This window comes from Roseateles sp. DB2 (assembly GCF_051857535.1).
Taxonomy (GTDB): Bacteria; Pseudomonadota; Gammaproteobacteria; order Burkholderiales; family Burkholderiaceae_C; genus Roseateles_B.
In genome coordinates, this window is sequence record NZ_JBPZGY010000010.1 from 105,254 (window position 1) to 120,058 (window position 14,805).

Below are 14,805 nucleotides of genomic sequence, written 5' to 3' on the forward strand. Positions count from 1 at the left end.
GACCGCTCAGCGGCCGATGGGGAAGTACTCGAGCCCGAGCAGGCGCACCAACTGGGGGTCGTAGAGGTTGCGACCGTCGACGATGACGGGGTGGCGCAGCGCCGTGCGCAGGGTGTCGAAATCCGGACTGCGGAACTCTTTCCATTCGGTGGCGATCAGCAGTGCATCGGCCCCCTCCACCGCCTGCATGGCGCTGGCCGCGAAGTGCAGGCCTGGCGTGGGACCGAAGACCCGGCGGGCCTCGTCCATGGCCACGGGATCGTAGGCCACGATCTCGGCGCCGGCGGCCAGCAGGTCAGCCACGAGCACACGGCTGGGCGCCTCGCGCATGTCATCGGTATTGGGTTTGAAGGCCAAGCCCCACAGCGCAAAGCGCAGGCCACGGAGGTCCTCCCCGAAACGGCGGCGAACCTTGGCCGCCAGCACATGCTTCTGCGCCTCGTTGGCCGACTCGACGGCCTTGAGCACCTGCATCTGCAAGCCTGCCTCGACATCCGCGGTGCGGATCAGGGCCTTGACATCCTTGGGGAAGCAGGAGCCGCCGTAGCCGCAGCCGGGATAGAGAAAGTCGTAGCCGATGCGCGGATCGGAGCCAATGCCCCGGCGCACCATCTCGATGTCGGCGCCCAGGCGCTCGGCAAGGTTGGCCATCTCGTTCATGAAGCTGATGCGTGTGGCCAGCATGGCATTGGCGGCGTACTTGATCAGCTCGGCGCTGCGCACGTCGGTCAGCACCAGGCGCTCGTGGTTGCGCTGGAAGGGAGCGTACAAGGCACGCATCAGTGCGATGGCCTGTTCATTGGAGGCGCCGACGATGATGCGGTCAGGCCGCATGAAATCCTCGACGGCAGCTCCTTCCTTCAGGAATTCGGGATTGGACACCACCGCGAAGGGATGCGTGGCGCCCTGAGCCTTCAAGGTGGCGGCGATCTCGGCCTGGACCTTGTCGGCCGTCCCCACGGGCACGGTGCTCTTGTCCACGATCACCCGGAAGCCCGTCATGTGGCGGGCAATGCCACGGGCGGCGGCCAGCACGTACTGCAGGTCCGCGGACCCGTCTTCGTCGGGCGGCGTGCCGACGGCGATGAACTGCATGGTCGCGTACTCGGCCGCTGCCTGAACGTCCGTGGTGAAGCTCAGGCGGCCGGCCGCCATATTGCGCCGGACCATGGCCTCCAGCCCTGGCTCGTAGATGGGCACCTCGCCGCGCTGCAGCCGGGCGATTTTGTCGGCATCGGTGTCGAGGCACAGCACGTGGTTGCCGACTTCAGCCAGGCAGGTGCCGCTCACCAGGCCAACATAGCCCGTGCCAATCATCGTGACTTTCATGACTTGCTCCGTGCAGGGGACCTGGCCGCGTGAGCCTCCACCAGGCGACGGAACAGCTGGTACTGCTGCTCGCTGGTGGCGTCCCAGGAAAAGTCCTCAGCATAGCGGCGTACGGCCGCGCGGCCGGGATGGGCTTGCCACAGGGATGCCACCGCCTCGGCAATGCCGGCGCCGTCGCGCGAGGGGATGAGCCGCCCGGCGACGTCGCTCCGCACCACCTCGGGCGAACCACCCACTGGCGTCGCGGCCACGGGCGCGCCGCAGGCCATGGCCTCCAGCAGCACATTGGCCCAGCCCTCGCGGCTGGAGGCCAGCAGCAGCATGTCTGCAGCGCTGTACCAGCGCAGCAGCTCGGTGTTGGGCAGCGCGCCGGTCATGCGAACCTTGCCCTGCAGTCCCAGGCGCTGGATGGTGGCCTCGATGCGGGGTCGGTCCGCGCCCTCCCCGATGATCACCAGCCGTGCCTGCGGGAAACGTGGCAACAGCAGCGCCAGGGCCTCGACGCACAGATCGTGGCCCTTGAGCGGCACCAGATGCCCCACCGACACCATCAACGGTGCGCCCTCCAGTCCCAGCTCGCTGCGCATCTGCGCCTGGTCCAGGGGCTGGAAGCGCTGCAGGTCCACGCCGTTTCGGAAGACATGGAGCTTCTCGCGCGGTTCACCGAGCTCGTGCAGGCGCTCCATCAGGTCGGCACACACGCCGATGGACGCGTCGGCCTGCCTGGCAGCGCCCTGGATGAGGCGGCGCGGCCAGCGGAAGGTGGGGAACAGGTTGAGGTCGGAGCCGCGCGCCGTGATGGTCAGGGGCTTATCGAAATAGCGAGCCAGCCAGGCTGCGGCCACGCCATCGGGGTAGTAGTAGTGGGCGTCGATGACGTCGAACTCGAGCCCCTCCCGCATCCATTGCCGGATGGCCAGCGCCGAGCGCAGCGCCAGCAGGCAAGGCGCTACGTTCATGCCCACCTTGGGCGGCAGCAGGTAGCGCGGGTAGCGCACCTCGATGCCGTGATGCACCGCCTGACGCGGTGTGGCGGCCATCTTCGCCCAGGCGCCGAAGCGCGGGTTCGTCGAGGGGAACCAGGGCACCGGGGCCAGCACCTTGGCCTGAACCTTGCCCGCTTTCAGCAGCTCGCGCAGGCGCGTCTCCACGAAGATGCCATGCCCAGGCCGGCTGGCACTGGGGTAGAGCGTGGAGAACAGCAGCGTGCGGAGGGGACGGTCCATGCGGGCAATCGTGGCAGTCGTGGCAATCTCGGCGATGGGGGCAGGCGCGAGGCGTGTCAGATCACCGAGCGGCCGAGCAACCGTTCGTAGACCGGCACATAGTTCGCCGCGCTGTTGCGCCAGTTGCGGACGTCCTCGACGAAACGACGTCCGTTGGCCTGCACGCGCGGCCAGTCTCCCGGCGCGCCCAGCACCTTGAGCACCACGTCCGACAGCGATTGGCGGTTGCCGGCCCGGAACAGGTGACCCGTCTGGCCGTCCTCGATCAGCTCTTTGTGGCCGCCGACGTCCGAGGCCACCAGCAGACGCCCCTGCGCCATGGCTTCCAGGGGCTTGAGCGGCGTGACCAGCTCGGTCAGGCGCATCGGGTGACGAGGAAACACCAGCACATCGATCAGGTCGTAGTAGCGCTGCACCTGGGCATGCGGCACACGGCCGGTGAACACGACCTTGTCAGCCAGCCCCAGGGCCTGGGACTGGGCCTTGAGTGCAGCGTCCTGCGGGCCACCGCCGACCAGCAGCAGCCGCACGCTCGGGTCACGCTGCAGCATCTGCGGCAGCGCCTCCAGCAGCAGGTCCAGACCTTCATAGGCGTAGAAGGAGCCGATGAAGCCAAGCACCTTGGCCCCCTGCAGCCCCAGCTGTGCCTGCAGTGCGGGGTCCGGCTGGCCACCGGGTTCGAAGCTGGCGATGTCGACCGCGTTCGGGATCACGCTGACCTTCTGCGCCGCAATGCCGCGGTCGAGGATATCGCCACGCAGGCCCTCGCAGATCGTGAAGACATGATCGACGCGCTGCATGGCGCGGGTCTCAAGGCCGCGCGTGGCACGGTAGCGCAGGCTGCCCTCGGTGGTCGTACCATGATCGACGGCGGCATCCTCCCAGAAAGCGCGGATCTCATAGACCACCGGCAGGCCGGCACGTCGCGCGGCGCGCGCGGCGGGCAAGGCATTGAGTACCGGCGAGTGGGCATGCAGGATGTCAGGCCTATGCTCGCGGACCAGGGCGTCGATGCGGCGCTCCAGCGCGCGCATCAGCTGCATCTCCTTGATCACGGGAAGCTTGCTGGCCTCGGCCAGGGGCGTGCGGTGGAAAGTCCAGGCATCCACCTGTTCCTGCAAGGCACCGTCATGTTTGCCGGAGCTCTGCTCATGTTTGGGGCTGGTGAGGTGCAGCGTCTCCCAGCCCAGCTTGCGCTGCTCGCGCAGCAGCGAAGCCGTCCGGAAGGTGTAGCCGCTGTGCAGCGGCAGCGAATGGTCGAGGATGTGAAGGACGCGGACGGTCATATCAGGGGGCAGTCGGAGCGGCAGACGAAGGAGCGTGGACCGGCGCGGTCTTGCTGGCGATGGCGTGGTCGGGCACCACGGGATGCGGGCCATCCACAACGACGCGCAGAAAGGCCTCGAACATCGTCAGGGACCACAGCGCTGTGCTGTGGTCGGCTCGGCCGGACTGGTGCTGCTCGACGAGATCGCGCAGGCAGTCCGGATTGAACCAGCCGGTGTCAGCCAAGCGAGGGCCCAGCACGGACTCACGCACCTTGTCCTTCAGCGGCCCACGGAACCAGTTGGCCAGGGGCACGGAGAAGCCCATCTTGGGCCGGTACAGCACTTCGTGCGGCAGCTGGCTCTCCATGCTCTTCTTCAGCAGGTATTTGCCCTCTTGGCCATGCAGCTTGAGCGAGGACGGCAAGGTCGCCAGCCACTCCAGCAGCTCGTGGTCCATGAGCGGCTCGCGCACCTCCAGCGAATGCGCCATGCTGGCGCGGTCCACCTTGGTGTTGATGTCCCCGACAAGGTAGGTCTTGGTGTCAAGGTACTGGATCAGGGCCAGTTGGTCGTCGGTGTTGGCGTGCTTCGCATGGCGGTGGAAGACCTGGTCGGCGCTGTAGCCTGCAAGGGCCTGGCGCATGGCAGGGCTGAAGAGCCGCTGACGCAGCGGTGCCTTGTTCTGCGAGACCGAATGGCAGTAGGCGCTGACCGGATCCATGGCCATGCCCTGGAAGGTCGTCTTGGCGCGCAGGAAGCGTGGCGCCCAGTCCAGCTTGGGATACGCGCGCCCGAGCGCACCGAACACCCGCCGGCCCATGCGCCCCGGCAACATGCCTCGCAGGCCGGATTCCAGCATGTGCAACTTGTAGCGGCGGTAGCCGCCAAAGGCCTCGTCGCCACCATCCCCCGACAGCGCCACCGTGACATGCCGGCGGGCCATCTCGCAGACGCGATAGGTGGGGACGGCCGAGCTGTCGGCATAAGGCTCGTCATAGAGCCTCGCCAGGGTATCGACCAGATCGAAATCATTGCTGCCGACGGTGTGGCAGACATGCGCCGTGCCATGGCGTTTGGCGACCATGTCGGCGAATTCGGACTCGTTGAAGCGCGGATCGTCAAAGGCAATGGCGCAGGTGCGCACCGGCTGGTCCGACAGCCCGGCCATCGTGGCGACCACGGCGCTGGAGTCCACGCCTCCGGACAGGAAGGCGCCCAGCGGCACCTCGGCGATCATGCGCAGGCGCACGGACTCACGCAGACGATCCAGCAGCTCGGCCTGCGCATCGGCGAGGCTGATGCGGCTGTCCAGCGTATAGCGCAGGTCCCAGTAAGGCTTGGAGGCAGGAATGGGGGCTCCGCGCTGGATGCGCAGGGTGTGGCCCATGTCCAGCTTGTGGATGCCCTTGAAGATGGTTCGCGGCTCAGGCACATAGCCAAAGGCGAAATACTCCTCCACCGCCTGAGGCTCGATCTCGCGGCGCAGCTGCGGGTGGGCCAGCAGAGATTTCAGCTCGGAGCCGAAGAGCAGCAGGCCGTCGTCAAGCACCGTCCAGTACAGCGGCTTGACGCCCAGGCGGTCGCGCGCCATGAACAGGCACTGCTGCTGGCGATCCCAGATCACGAAGGCGAACATGCCGCGCAGGCGCTCTACGCACCGTTCGCCCCAGCTCTCCCAGGCGTGGACGATGACCTCGGTATCACTGCGCGTATGGAACTGGTGCCCCAGGGCCTGCAGTTCGGGGATCAAGGCCTGGTAGTTGTAGATCTCGCCGTTGAAAACGATGGCGACGCTGCGATCCTCGTTGAACAGCGGCTGCTGCCCGCTGGCGATGTCGATGATGGAAAGGCGGCGGTGTCCAAAGCCCAGCCCCGCTTCCAGGTAGAGGTCGCCCTCATCCGGACCGCGGTGGTGCTGGGAGTCGTTCATGCGACGCAGCACGCCGGCGTCGACTGTGCGCGCCTGGCGGGTGTCAAAAATGCCGGTGATGCCGCACATGGTCTGCCTTCATTCCGCATTGCCGCTGTCCGAACCGCAGTGCTCGATCTGCCCTGGTCCGGAAACGAGCTTGCCGAGCAAGCTCGGCAAGCAGTTCTTCATTGTCATGGGTGGCGGCCATTTGCAGGCCGGGCACCGCGCCCGAGCGGCCCCGCAGGGAGGCCGCCGCGAACATCACAGGCGCCAGACGCGGTAGCCCGCGGCCTTGAGCGCCGCCTCGTCAAAGGCTGCCTTCACATCGATGAAGGCGCCGCCGTCAACCAGCTTCTCACCCAGCTGCACCACACTCAGGGCAGCGAACTCGCGATGGGACACAGCTGCCACGATGGCATCGGCCTGGGGCAGTTCGCTCCAGGGCGTGAGACTCACGCCGTATTCGTGCTCGGCCTCGGCAGACTCGGCCTGCGGATCGGTCACGATCACTTCGACGCCGTAGGTCTTGAGTTCGTTGATGATGTCGATGACCTTGGAGTTGCGCAGGTCGCCACAGTTCTCCTTGAAGGTCAGGCCGAGCACGTTGACCTTGGAACCCTTGATGTGCGAGCCACTGGCGATCATCTGCTTGATGGTCTGCTCGGCGATGAACTTGCCCATGCTGTCGTTGATGCGACGCCCCGCCAGGATGACTTGCGGGTGGTAGCCCAGCATGTCGGCCTTGTGGGTCAGGTAGTAGGGATCCACGCCGATGCAGTGCCCCCCCACCAGGCCCGGCTTGAACTTCAGGAAGTTCCACTTCGTGCCGGCGGCTTCCAGCACCTCGCTGGTGTCGATGCCGATCTTGTCGAAGATGATGGCCAATTCGTTCATCAGCGCGATGTTCAGGTCGCGCTGGGTGTTCTCGATCACCTTGGCGGCCTCGGCCGTCTTGATGCTGGAGGCGCGATGCACGCCCGGCACGATGATCATCTCGTAGAGCTTGGCCACACGATCCAGGGTCTCGGGGGTGTCACCCGAGACAATCTTCAGGATCTTGGTGAGGGTGTGCTCTTTGTCGCCCGGATTGATGCGCTCGGGGCTGTAGCCCACGAAGAAGTCCTGCTTCCACTTCATGCCGGATTCGCGCTCCAGCACGGGGATGCACACCTCTTCGGTTGCGCCCGGATAGACGGTGCTCTCATAGACCACGATGGCGCCCTTCTTCATATGGCGGCCGGCACTGGTCGAGGAACCAATCAAGGGCTTGAAGTCGGGGATGTGGGCCTCGTCCACCGGCGTGGGAACGGCAACGATGATGATGTCCGCCTCGCCCAGCATGGCTGGATCGGAGGTATAGACCGCATGCTTGGCGGCCTGGACCTGTTCGTCGGTCAGTTCGCGCGAAGGGTCGGTGCCACGCTTGCACGCGTCCACCTTGCCTTGGTGGATGTCGAAACCGATGGTCTTGATCTGCTTCCCGAACTCCACGACGAGCGGCAGGCCCACATAGCCCAGACCGATCACTGCCAATGTCGTCATACAAACGCCTTTCTAAAGATTCTCGAATTATCGCGAGTCATCAGCGCTGAGACTGTGACTGCAGGTAGCCCTGAATTGCGGGGGTCAGGGCCGGCAGCAGATCTGCCAACCCGGCGCGCCCCTCCTCCGCTTGCGGTGCATAGATGAACACGGCGGCAGCGTTGTCGACGCGACCTCCCAGGCGGCACCGTGCCGTCAGCAGGCGGGCACGAACAGACGAATTGGTGAACTGGCCGTCCACCCAGTGCGTCTGCTGCACCTCCAACTCCTCACGGTTGCCGGACATGTGCAGGCGCTGGCGCAACTGCGCCGTTCGCCAGACACCCGTGGCATCGTCGCGGCCGGCAGCGTGTGAGGCCACTTCCACCCAGTCGTCCTTGAAGCCCGCGAGGCGGTTCTCCGAGTTCATGACCTTGCGCTCATCGTCCTGCCCCCGATAGAACATCACCCAGAGGCAGAAAGACCGGCCATCCTTCAGGTAGCAGGACTGCTGCTGTGCGCTGGTGCCGCCATAGGCCGGCCTCCAGCCGCCCTGCCCCGCGCTGTCGATGAGGCTCCAGCCCTGCGCCTCCAGGCGCAGCGGAGCGAGCGTGACGGGCGCATCCGCCTCCGGCAGGTGCTCGACGTGATAGGCCCAGGCCGCCGGCACAACCAGCAGCAGCAGCGCCAGTACCGTCTGCAGCCAGGGCGAACGGACACCCGTCGCCTGGGCAGGCACGGCCGGCTGCGGCTCCGCAAGCGGCGCATCCACATAACGGATGCCCACCATATACAGCAGCAGCATCACCAGACCAAAAAAGACCCAGCCATAGATGATGTGATCCACCCCGGTGGCCAGTTCGTTGCCTGACAGGTGACCGATCATCACGATCAGGTAGGCCCGCAGCCAGTTGGCAATGAGGGGCACCACCAAGGAAACCAGCACGAAGATCCAGCGGCGCCAGGCGCTGCGGTAATTGATGTAGGCGAACAGGGTGCCCACCATGAAGGAGGCAATCAGGTAGCGGATGCCGCTGCAGGCCTCCACCACGGACCAGTGCCCACTCGGAATGACGAACTCCAGACCTTCGCGGTAGACCGGAATGCCGGTGGCGCGCAGCGCAGCCACGGTGAAGTCCGCCGTGGAGTTCATCAGTGTGGGCAGCAGGAACTCGCCGAAGGGAACTGCGAAGAAGCTGAAGCTCAATGGGAAGAGCAGCCGCGTGCCGACCGCCCGACCGAAGACCAGGGGCACCAAGAGCACCAGAAGCGCGACGATGGCGAAATGCTCGGCCGCGTTCACATGAGCAAGACGCACGACAAGCCAGCCCGGCAGCAGCAGCGCCAGGCCCAGCAAGGCTGGCCACCAAGGGCGAGGCGTGAGCACGAGGCAGTCGTAGCGGCGGCGCCAGACCAGCCACAACACGGCGGGAAAAACCAGGTAGCCATGCGCGAACGTGTCCGAGCGGGCCCAGATGCCCACCATGGACTCGAAGGACGGCCACAGCAGGACGATGGCGGCCAGCGTGCACAGCAGCCAGGCCAGCAGCGCCGAGCGCCAGCCGACGCGTAGTTCTGCCGGCAGGCTGCGCCAGAAGCTGCGCGTGTCGTGCACCCAGTCCTGCAGCAAATCCTTCAGCATGTCCCCCCCGTGGCCAGGCTCAAGGCACCGTCGATGGCGGACAGGTGCGCGTCCCAGCTGTAGTGATCCAGCACATAGCGGCGTGCAGCCTGGCCGATGCGTTGCGCCCGATCGCGATCACCCAGCAGCGCCTCGAGCGCGGCCAGGTACTCCTCTGCCGTCTCGGCCTCATAAAGAGCCTCGCCGTGTGGCGCCCCGATTACCTGCGCACAACCCCGCGCAGACACCACGGCCTTGCACATGGACATCGCCTCCAGGACCTTGTTCTGCACCCCGCGAGCCAGGCGCAGGGGAGCGACGACGGCATCCGCATGCTGCAGATAGGGCCGCACATCAGGCACGGTGCCCGTGACCCGCACATGCATGCTGGCCAAGGCCTGCACAGCCGGCGTCGGGCTTCGCCCGACGATATGGAACTGCGCCTGCGGGTGCCTGGCCAGCACTGCGGGCAGGACAGCCTCGGCAAACCAGGACACCGCGTCTACATTGGGCCAGTAGTCCATGGCACCCGTGAAGACCAGGTGCGGTCCCGGGCCGCTGAAGGGGCTGGCGCTGTCCTGCTGTGGCTGGAAAAAGTCGCTGTCGACGCCATTGCACAGCGCCTGGATCTTGTCATCCAGCCCGGGGGCCAGGCCCAGGAACAACTGTCGCTCGGGTTCCGTCACCAGATAGCTCATGCGGGCCGCGCTCACGATGCGGCGCTCATAGTCCAACAGGGTGCGCCCCTCCCGGTCATAGACCCAGGACATGGGCCAACGATGGGCCTTGGCATAGCCCACCCACTTCTGCGAGTCGACATCGATCAGATCGACCAGCATAGGCAGCGGCAGGTCCAAGGCGTACTGCGCCATGGTGGAGGAAAAGACGATGCTGGCCGCCAGATCCTGGTTCTTCAGGCAGCCTTGCACCCACGCGCTCATCGCTGCATCGCGGTAGTAGGGCAGGCCCAGAGGCTCTCCGTTGATCAGGCCCCTCAGGCTGCGCAGCTTGCCAAGCCTGGGATTGAGTGGCAGCGCACAGACGTCCGCGCAGACCGCCCGCAGCTTGTCGAGGTACTGCCAGTCCTGCGCATCGTCCACGAAGGTACCCAGAAAGACACGGTGGCGCTGCGCCAAATGCTTCAGCAGGTGCCAGGAGCGGACCTTGTCGCCCTTGTTGGGCGGGTAGGGCAGCCGGTGAACGAGATAGAGGATGTTGGCCATCTCAGCCCCCCGCCTGCATGAAGACCTGTGCAGGACTCGGCACGGGGCGCGACCGGGCATGTCCGTCGGCACGGCCAGCGCCAGCACACGCCGGACGCGCATACCCATCCCGGACCTGAGCCACGGACACCAGGCCTTGGACTTCCAACTCGAATGACATTCAGTGCTGACCCGCTGCTTGAGCCGTCAATCGAGGTTTGAGGAAAACCTCGTCCATGCGGCCCCAGTTGAAATCTTTCAACAGACGGGCAATACGCCCCTCCGTGCGCGAAAGATTTACATAGTGGCGAAAGCGGGATTTGGCATCAATCCCCTGAACGCGCGGCTGATCCGGATCGATTTCCCAGGGATGGAAATAAAACACCGCCGCTTGCGACTCATGGGCATTGACCCGCTGCAGCATCCAGCGAGAGAGGCCGTAGGGAAACAGGCGGAAATAGCCCCCACCGCTGCTGGGCAGATTGCGCTCAAAAAGGCGCAGCGTGGTAATCGGAATCTCCAGCAATCCTTCACGGACGAAATACGGCGTACGCGGCGAATCGGGCATTCCGTAATGGTCGTGCGCAATGGGGTAGACGCTGGAGCTGTACTGATGGCCCGTCTCGCGCAACACGTCAAAGGCCCAGAGATTGCTCTTGCCGATCGAGAAACTCGGGGCCCGGTAGCCCAGCACCGGCAGGCCACCAAGGTCCTCCAGCACCTTCTTCGCACGGGTGAGATCCTCGCGGAAGGCCTCCGGGCTCAGGTCGCTGGCGCGCTCGTGGCCGTAGCCATGGCTGGCCAGCTCATGCCCCCCAGCGACGATGCGCCGGACCAGCGCCGGGTAGCGTTCGGCAATCCATCCCAGGGTGAAGAAGGTGGCCCGTGTGTCATGCTCAGCCAGCAAGGAGAGGATGCGATCCACATTGCGCTCGACACGGCATTCCAGCTCGTTCCAGCGCTCGCGGAGGATATAGGGCGCAAACGCGGAGACCTGGAAGTAGTCCTCCACGTCAATGGTCATGGCATTGACCGGCTTCATCATTCAGCCCCTTCCCGTCGGTCCCTGCTGGTGGCCGCATCCACCAGCTTCTGCAGCAGGGCCAGTGTCTGTAGATTGATGCGTTCCAGACGCATCAGGCTGCGCTCCAGCCGCTGCAGGCGATCGGTGTGATGGTCCTGCGCCAGGCTCAGGATCTGCGCCGACATGCCCTGCCCTGCCGAGGCCGTCAGGTTGATCTGCCCGATATCGATGTCCAGGCCAGCCTGCCCCAGATGAGCCGCCGGCATCGACGCCGGGCTGCTGGACAGCGCAGCATGCGCCGAGTCAGGAATCGCCGCCTCCTCGCGGAAGTCCTTGACGACCTCGTCGACATCCGCCTGGGTCAGCAAGGTGCGGCCCGCCATGAAGCCCAGCAGCAACAGCCGATCACACAGACTGTTGATGCGACGCGGAATGCCGCGTGACGCCTTGTGGATGGTGCTGAAGGCCGCTGCCTCGAAGCTGGGACTGCCCGTACTGCCTGCACACTTGAGCCGGTGCTCGATGTATCGCTGAGTCTCTTCCTCATCCAGCGGGCCGATATGGCAGGTTGCCGCCACGCGCTGACGGAACTGCTCCATTTCCGGCCGCTGCAAGATGGCACGAAACTCGGGCTGCCCCACCAGAAAGGTCTGCAGCAGGGACTGATTCCCATACTGGAAGTTCGAGAGCATGCGCAGCTCTTCGACCGCGCGGGCACTGAGATTCTGCGCCTCGTCCACCACCAGCAGGCAGCGCTTGCCCTGAGCCGCCTGGCTGACCAGGAAGGCCTCCAGGGCCATCAGCAGCTCGGACTTGGGCAAGTCCTTGACCCGCACACCGAAGGCCGCGCCGACCAGGCGCAGGGTGTCCTCGGCATCCAGCTGGGTGGTCACCAAGTTGCCGATGACGGTATTGCTGCGATTCAAGCTGTCCAGCAGACCACGCAGCAGCGTGGTCTTGCCCGCGCCCACCTCGCCGGTGATGACGATGAAACCGTCATTGCGCAGCACGCCATAGTCCAGGTAGGCCTTGGCACGCCGGTGCTGCTTGCTGCCGAAGTAGAAATTGGGGTCCGGGCTGAGCTGGAACGGCTTGCTCGTCAGCCCGTAAAAAGCTTCATACATGGAACTAGAACAGTTGCTGCAGAGTGCCCGTCACGGCGTTCTCCACATAGGGCTGCAAAGGGCTTTCCATCTCGGCCCGACGCACGCTGAACGACAGGGTCCGCGACTGGGGCAGACGCATGCTCAGCGCTGCGCTCCATGTGCGAAGGTGTGTGCTGCTCACGAGGCCTTGTTCAGTGTGCGTGCGCTGATCGGTATAGCCCAGCGACAAGGTGCTCATGGACGTCAAGCGGTGCGACATGGCCAACACGCCACCCTTTTGTGAGATGCGCTCGCCCAGGCCGAGATCATCACCAGGGATGCTCACAGCGCCGAGACGCTGATTGCTGGTGTGCGCCAGAGACAGGCTCACGGTGGTCCGCGGCCCTTGCCAGAGTGCTGCCACCTGGCGCGAACGCGAGAGACTGACGGCCGAACTGAGGAAGCCGGGTGCCGACACCGCATCCGGCGACAGCCCGCTGGCCTTGAGCGTGGCCAGCACCAGTTCCCGGCGCTTTTCGGCGTCCGGCTCCAGAGATGCCAGCATCTGGAACAGCAGATCGTAGTTCGTCCGCGTGCCGAGTCCGCCCTGCACACCCGGCGGAGCAATCTGCTGGATGTCCGAGAAACGCAGGGCAAGGCGCGGCCAGCGGTACTCGACAGCCAAGCTGTGCGTGCTGCCATAGGAGCGGCGATCTGCGGCAAGATCGGCTGAAGTCCGAGGCGACGGTTTCCAAGCCAGCTGGAATCCATATGCCGCCTTGCGCTCCTTGCCCTCGCTGGTGTAGTTGTTGGCGTCCGTACCAAGGTTGACACCGGCCTGCCAATCGGGATCGGGTCGGTAGCTCAGCATGCCGATCAGGCGATCGCTTGCCACGCGTCGGCCGGCCCGTGGCTGACTGGCCTGCACATCGGCCATGACCTGCCAACCGAGCTGGGCTCCGGCCCGTGCAGGCTTCAGCACCGCGCCTGCGGCATAGCCACTCTGATCCCCGAGATTGGTGTCCTTGGCGCGCGTCAGCGTGAAGTTCACCTGCGATTCAAGCACCGCAGCGCCTCCGAGACGCAGGCGCAGGCCCGGCATCACGCTGAGGTTGGCCACCTGCGTCGAATTCGGGTTGGGCAGATTGGGATCCACACTGCGCGGCCCCAGCACACTGAGATTCTGCTGCGAGATGCCAGCCACAGCCTGCACGAACATGGAGCCGTCCGTCGGCGCCCAGCGTAGCTGTGAACTCAGCCGGTGGTAGATGCGATCAGGCTCCGCGGACTTCTGGTAATAGGAGCCGTTCAGCGAATAGTCCAGGTTGCCGTTGAGCTCATGGCCACGAGCACGCAGGGACAGCCCCGGAGCCAGGGTGGTGACCAGGGCGGCATCGGGCGAATGGCTCGAGAGCTTGAGGTTGCTGGTGTAGCCCTGGGACAGCAGCACCCGGGGCTCCAGCGCGATCAGGCGGTGGCCCGCTGCACCCGGGCCGTCGCCGGACTCCTGGGCCGCCGCCGCGCCAAGCAAGCCGGACGCCATGCAGACGCCCACCAGCAGAGGCCACGAGCGCTCCAGCGTTTTACTGCTCATGTCCAGCCACCTCGGCAGGCTGCAGGCTGGTAGAGCCATCTGGCGACTCGCTGTGCTCGTAGCCATAACCATAGCCGTATCCATAGCCATAGCTGCCATCAGCATCCACGCGCGCCTGGTTCAGCAGCATCAGCCTGACGGGGCAGGACTCGATGGTGCCCAGCGCACGGCGCACGGCGGACTGCGGCGTGCTCTCGGCATGCACCACCACCACAATCTGGCCCATCTGGGAGGCCAGCACCGCGGACTCAGTGGTCAGCAGCAGAGGCGGCGAATCAAAGATGATGATGCGATCGGGGTAGCGCCGCGCCATGTCGTCCAGCAACTTGCGCATGGCATCGCTGGCCAGCAGCTCGGTCGCTCGGGCATGCGGCGTCCCGCTAGGCAGGACGGTCAGCTTGTCGATGCTGGTCCGCAGCAAGGCGTCGGCCAGATCCACGGACTCGTCAAGAACGTCCAGCAAGCCGGGCCCCGGCGGCAGGCCCAGCATGCGCAGCACGGAGGGACGGGCCACGTCGGCATCCACCAACATCACCGTGTGGTCGAGCTCCGCAGCGATGCTCATGGCGAGGTTCAAGGAGGTGAAGCTCTTGCCCTCGCCGGCCAGCGCACTCGTGACCATGATCAGGTTGCCATGGTTGAGCATCTCGGCGCCACGCCCGGTGGCATTGCGAATGAGCGGCCGCTTGATGACCCGGTACTGGTCCGCCATGGGCGTGCGCGGCGCATTGGGCGTCACCAGGCCCATGGCGGCGAGCGCCTCCAGGTCCAGCTCGACGCGCTTGGAAACCGCAGGCGCAGGCGCCGACGTGGCGCGGGCTGCCGAGCCAGCCATGGACACGCTGGCGACGGCGACCGGCTGCGCAGCCGGAGGATGCGCGAGCGCGGGAATCGGCGAGGCCACGTCCTCTGCCACCAGCGGCGGCGGGGCAGGAGGAGGCGTCAGTTGGTCGATATCCACGCCCGCCTGTCGCAGCTGTTCCAGGCGCTGCGCCGCTTGTTCAATCAGACTGCCAGCCATGC

General features: G+C 65.6%; 11 protein-coding genes. All 11 read right to left on the reverse strand.

Annotated features, from left to right (window positions below):
- Positions 1–6 precede the first annotated feature (6 nt).
- The 11 genes from ACS5PK_RS15780 to ACS5PK_RS15830 all read right to left on the reverse strand — a co-directional run bounded on the left by ACS5PK_RS15780 (position 7) and on the right by ACS5PK_RS15830 (position 14,803).
- On the reverse strand, positions 7–1,329 hold the full coding sequence (locus tag ACS5PK_RS15780) for a UDP-glucose dehydrogenase family protein (protein WP_439441209.1): 1,323 nt from the start codon (positions 1,327–1,329) through the stop codon (positions 7–9).
- Positions 1,326–2,555 carry a glycosyltransferase family 4 protein gene (locus tag ACS5PK_RS15785; RefSeq protein WP_439441210.1) on the reverse strand — a complete coding sequence of 410 codons (1,230 nt, stop codon included), beginning with the start codon at positions 2,553–2,555 and terminating at the stop codon, positions 1,326–1,328. The genes ACS5PK_RS15780 and ACS5PK_RS15785 overlap by 4 nt, the downstream gene beginning before the upstream one ends.
- Before the next feature lie 56 nt (positions 2,556–2,611).
- Positions 2,612–3,841: a TIGR04063 family PEP-CTERM/XrtA system glycosyltransferase gene (locus ACS5PK_RS15790; RefSeq protein ID WP_439441211.1), complete on the reverse strand. Its 1,230-nt coding sequence runs from the start codon at positions 3,839–3,841 to the stop codon at positions 2,612–2,614.
- Position 3,842: 1 nt separating this feature from the next.
- On the reverse strand, positions 3,843–5,822 hold the full coding sequence (locus tag ACS5PK_RS15795) for an XrtA/PEP-CTERM system amidotransferase (protein ID WP_439441212.1): 1,980 nt from the start codon (positions 5,820–5,822) through the stop codon (positions 3,843–3,845).
- Positions 5,823–5,996: 174 nt separating this feature from the next.
- Positions 5,997–7,277 (reverse strand): nucleotide sugar dehydrogenase, encoded by a 1,281-nt coding sequence (locus tag ACS5PK_RS15800; protein WP_439441213.1) that lies wholly within the window; start codon positions 7,275–7,277, stop codon positions 5,997–5,999.
- 40 nt (positions 7,278–7,317) lie between these two features.
- Positions 7,318–8,898 (reverse strand): exosortase A, encoded by a 1,581-nt coding sequence (xrtA, locus tag ACS5PK_RS15805; protein WP_439441214.1) that lies wholly within the window; start codon positions 8,896–8,898, stop codon positions 7,318–7,320.
- Complete coding sequence (locus tag ACS5PK_RS15810) at positions 8,892–10,100, reverse strand: TIGR03087 family PEP-CTERM/XrtA system glycosyltransferase (RefSeq protein ID WP_439441215.1); 1,209 nt, start codon at positions 10,098–10,100, stop codon at positions 8,892–8,894. The genes xrtA and ACS5PK_RS15810 overlap by 7 nt, the downstream gene beginning before the upstream one ends.
- Before the next feature lie 160 nt (positions 10,101–10,260).
- Positions 10,261–11,124, reverse strand: a complete 864-nt coding sequence (locus ACS5PK_RS15815) for an XrtA system polysaccharide deacetylase (protein ID WP_439441216.1) — start codon at positions 11,122–11,124, stop codon at positions 10,261–10,263.
- Positions 11,121–12,227, reverse strand: coding sequence for an XrtA/PEP-CTERM system-associated ATPase (locus ACS5PK_RS15820; protein ID WP_439441217.1), 1,107 nt, complete (start codon positions 12,225–12,227; stop codon positions 11,121–11,123). Before ACS5PK_RS15820 ends, ACS5PK_RS15815 begins: the two co-directional genes overlap by 4 nt.
- Before the next feature lie 4 nt (positions 12,228–12,231).
- Positions 12,232–13,782, reverse strand: a complete 1,551-nt coding sequence (locus ACS5PK_RS15825; RefSeq protein WP_439441218.1) for a TIGR03016 family PEP-CTERM system-associated outer membrane protein — start codon at positions 13,780–13,782, stop codon at positions 12,232–12,234.
- The gene (locus ACS5PK_RS15830; RefSeq protein WP_439441219.1) at positions 13,772–14,803 is read right to left on the reverse strand and encodes an XrtA-associated tyrosine autokinase; all 1,032 of its coding nucleotides are present in this window, start codon (positions 14,801–14,803) and stop codon (positions 13,772–13,774) included. The genes ACS5PK_RS15825 and ACS5PK_RS15830 overlap by 11 nt, the downstream gene beginning before the upstream one ends.
- Between the last annotated feature and the right edge of the window lie 2 nt (positions 14,804–14,805).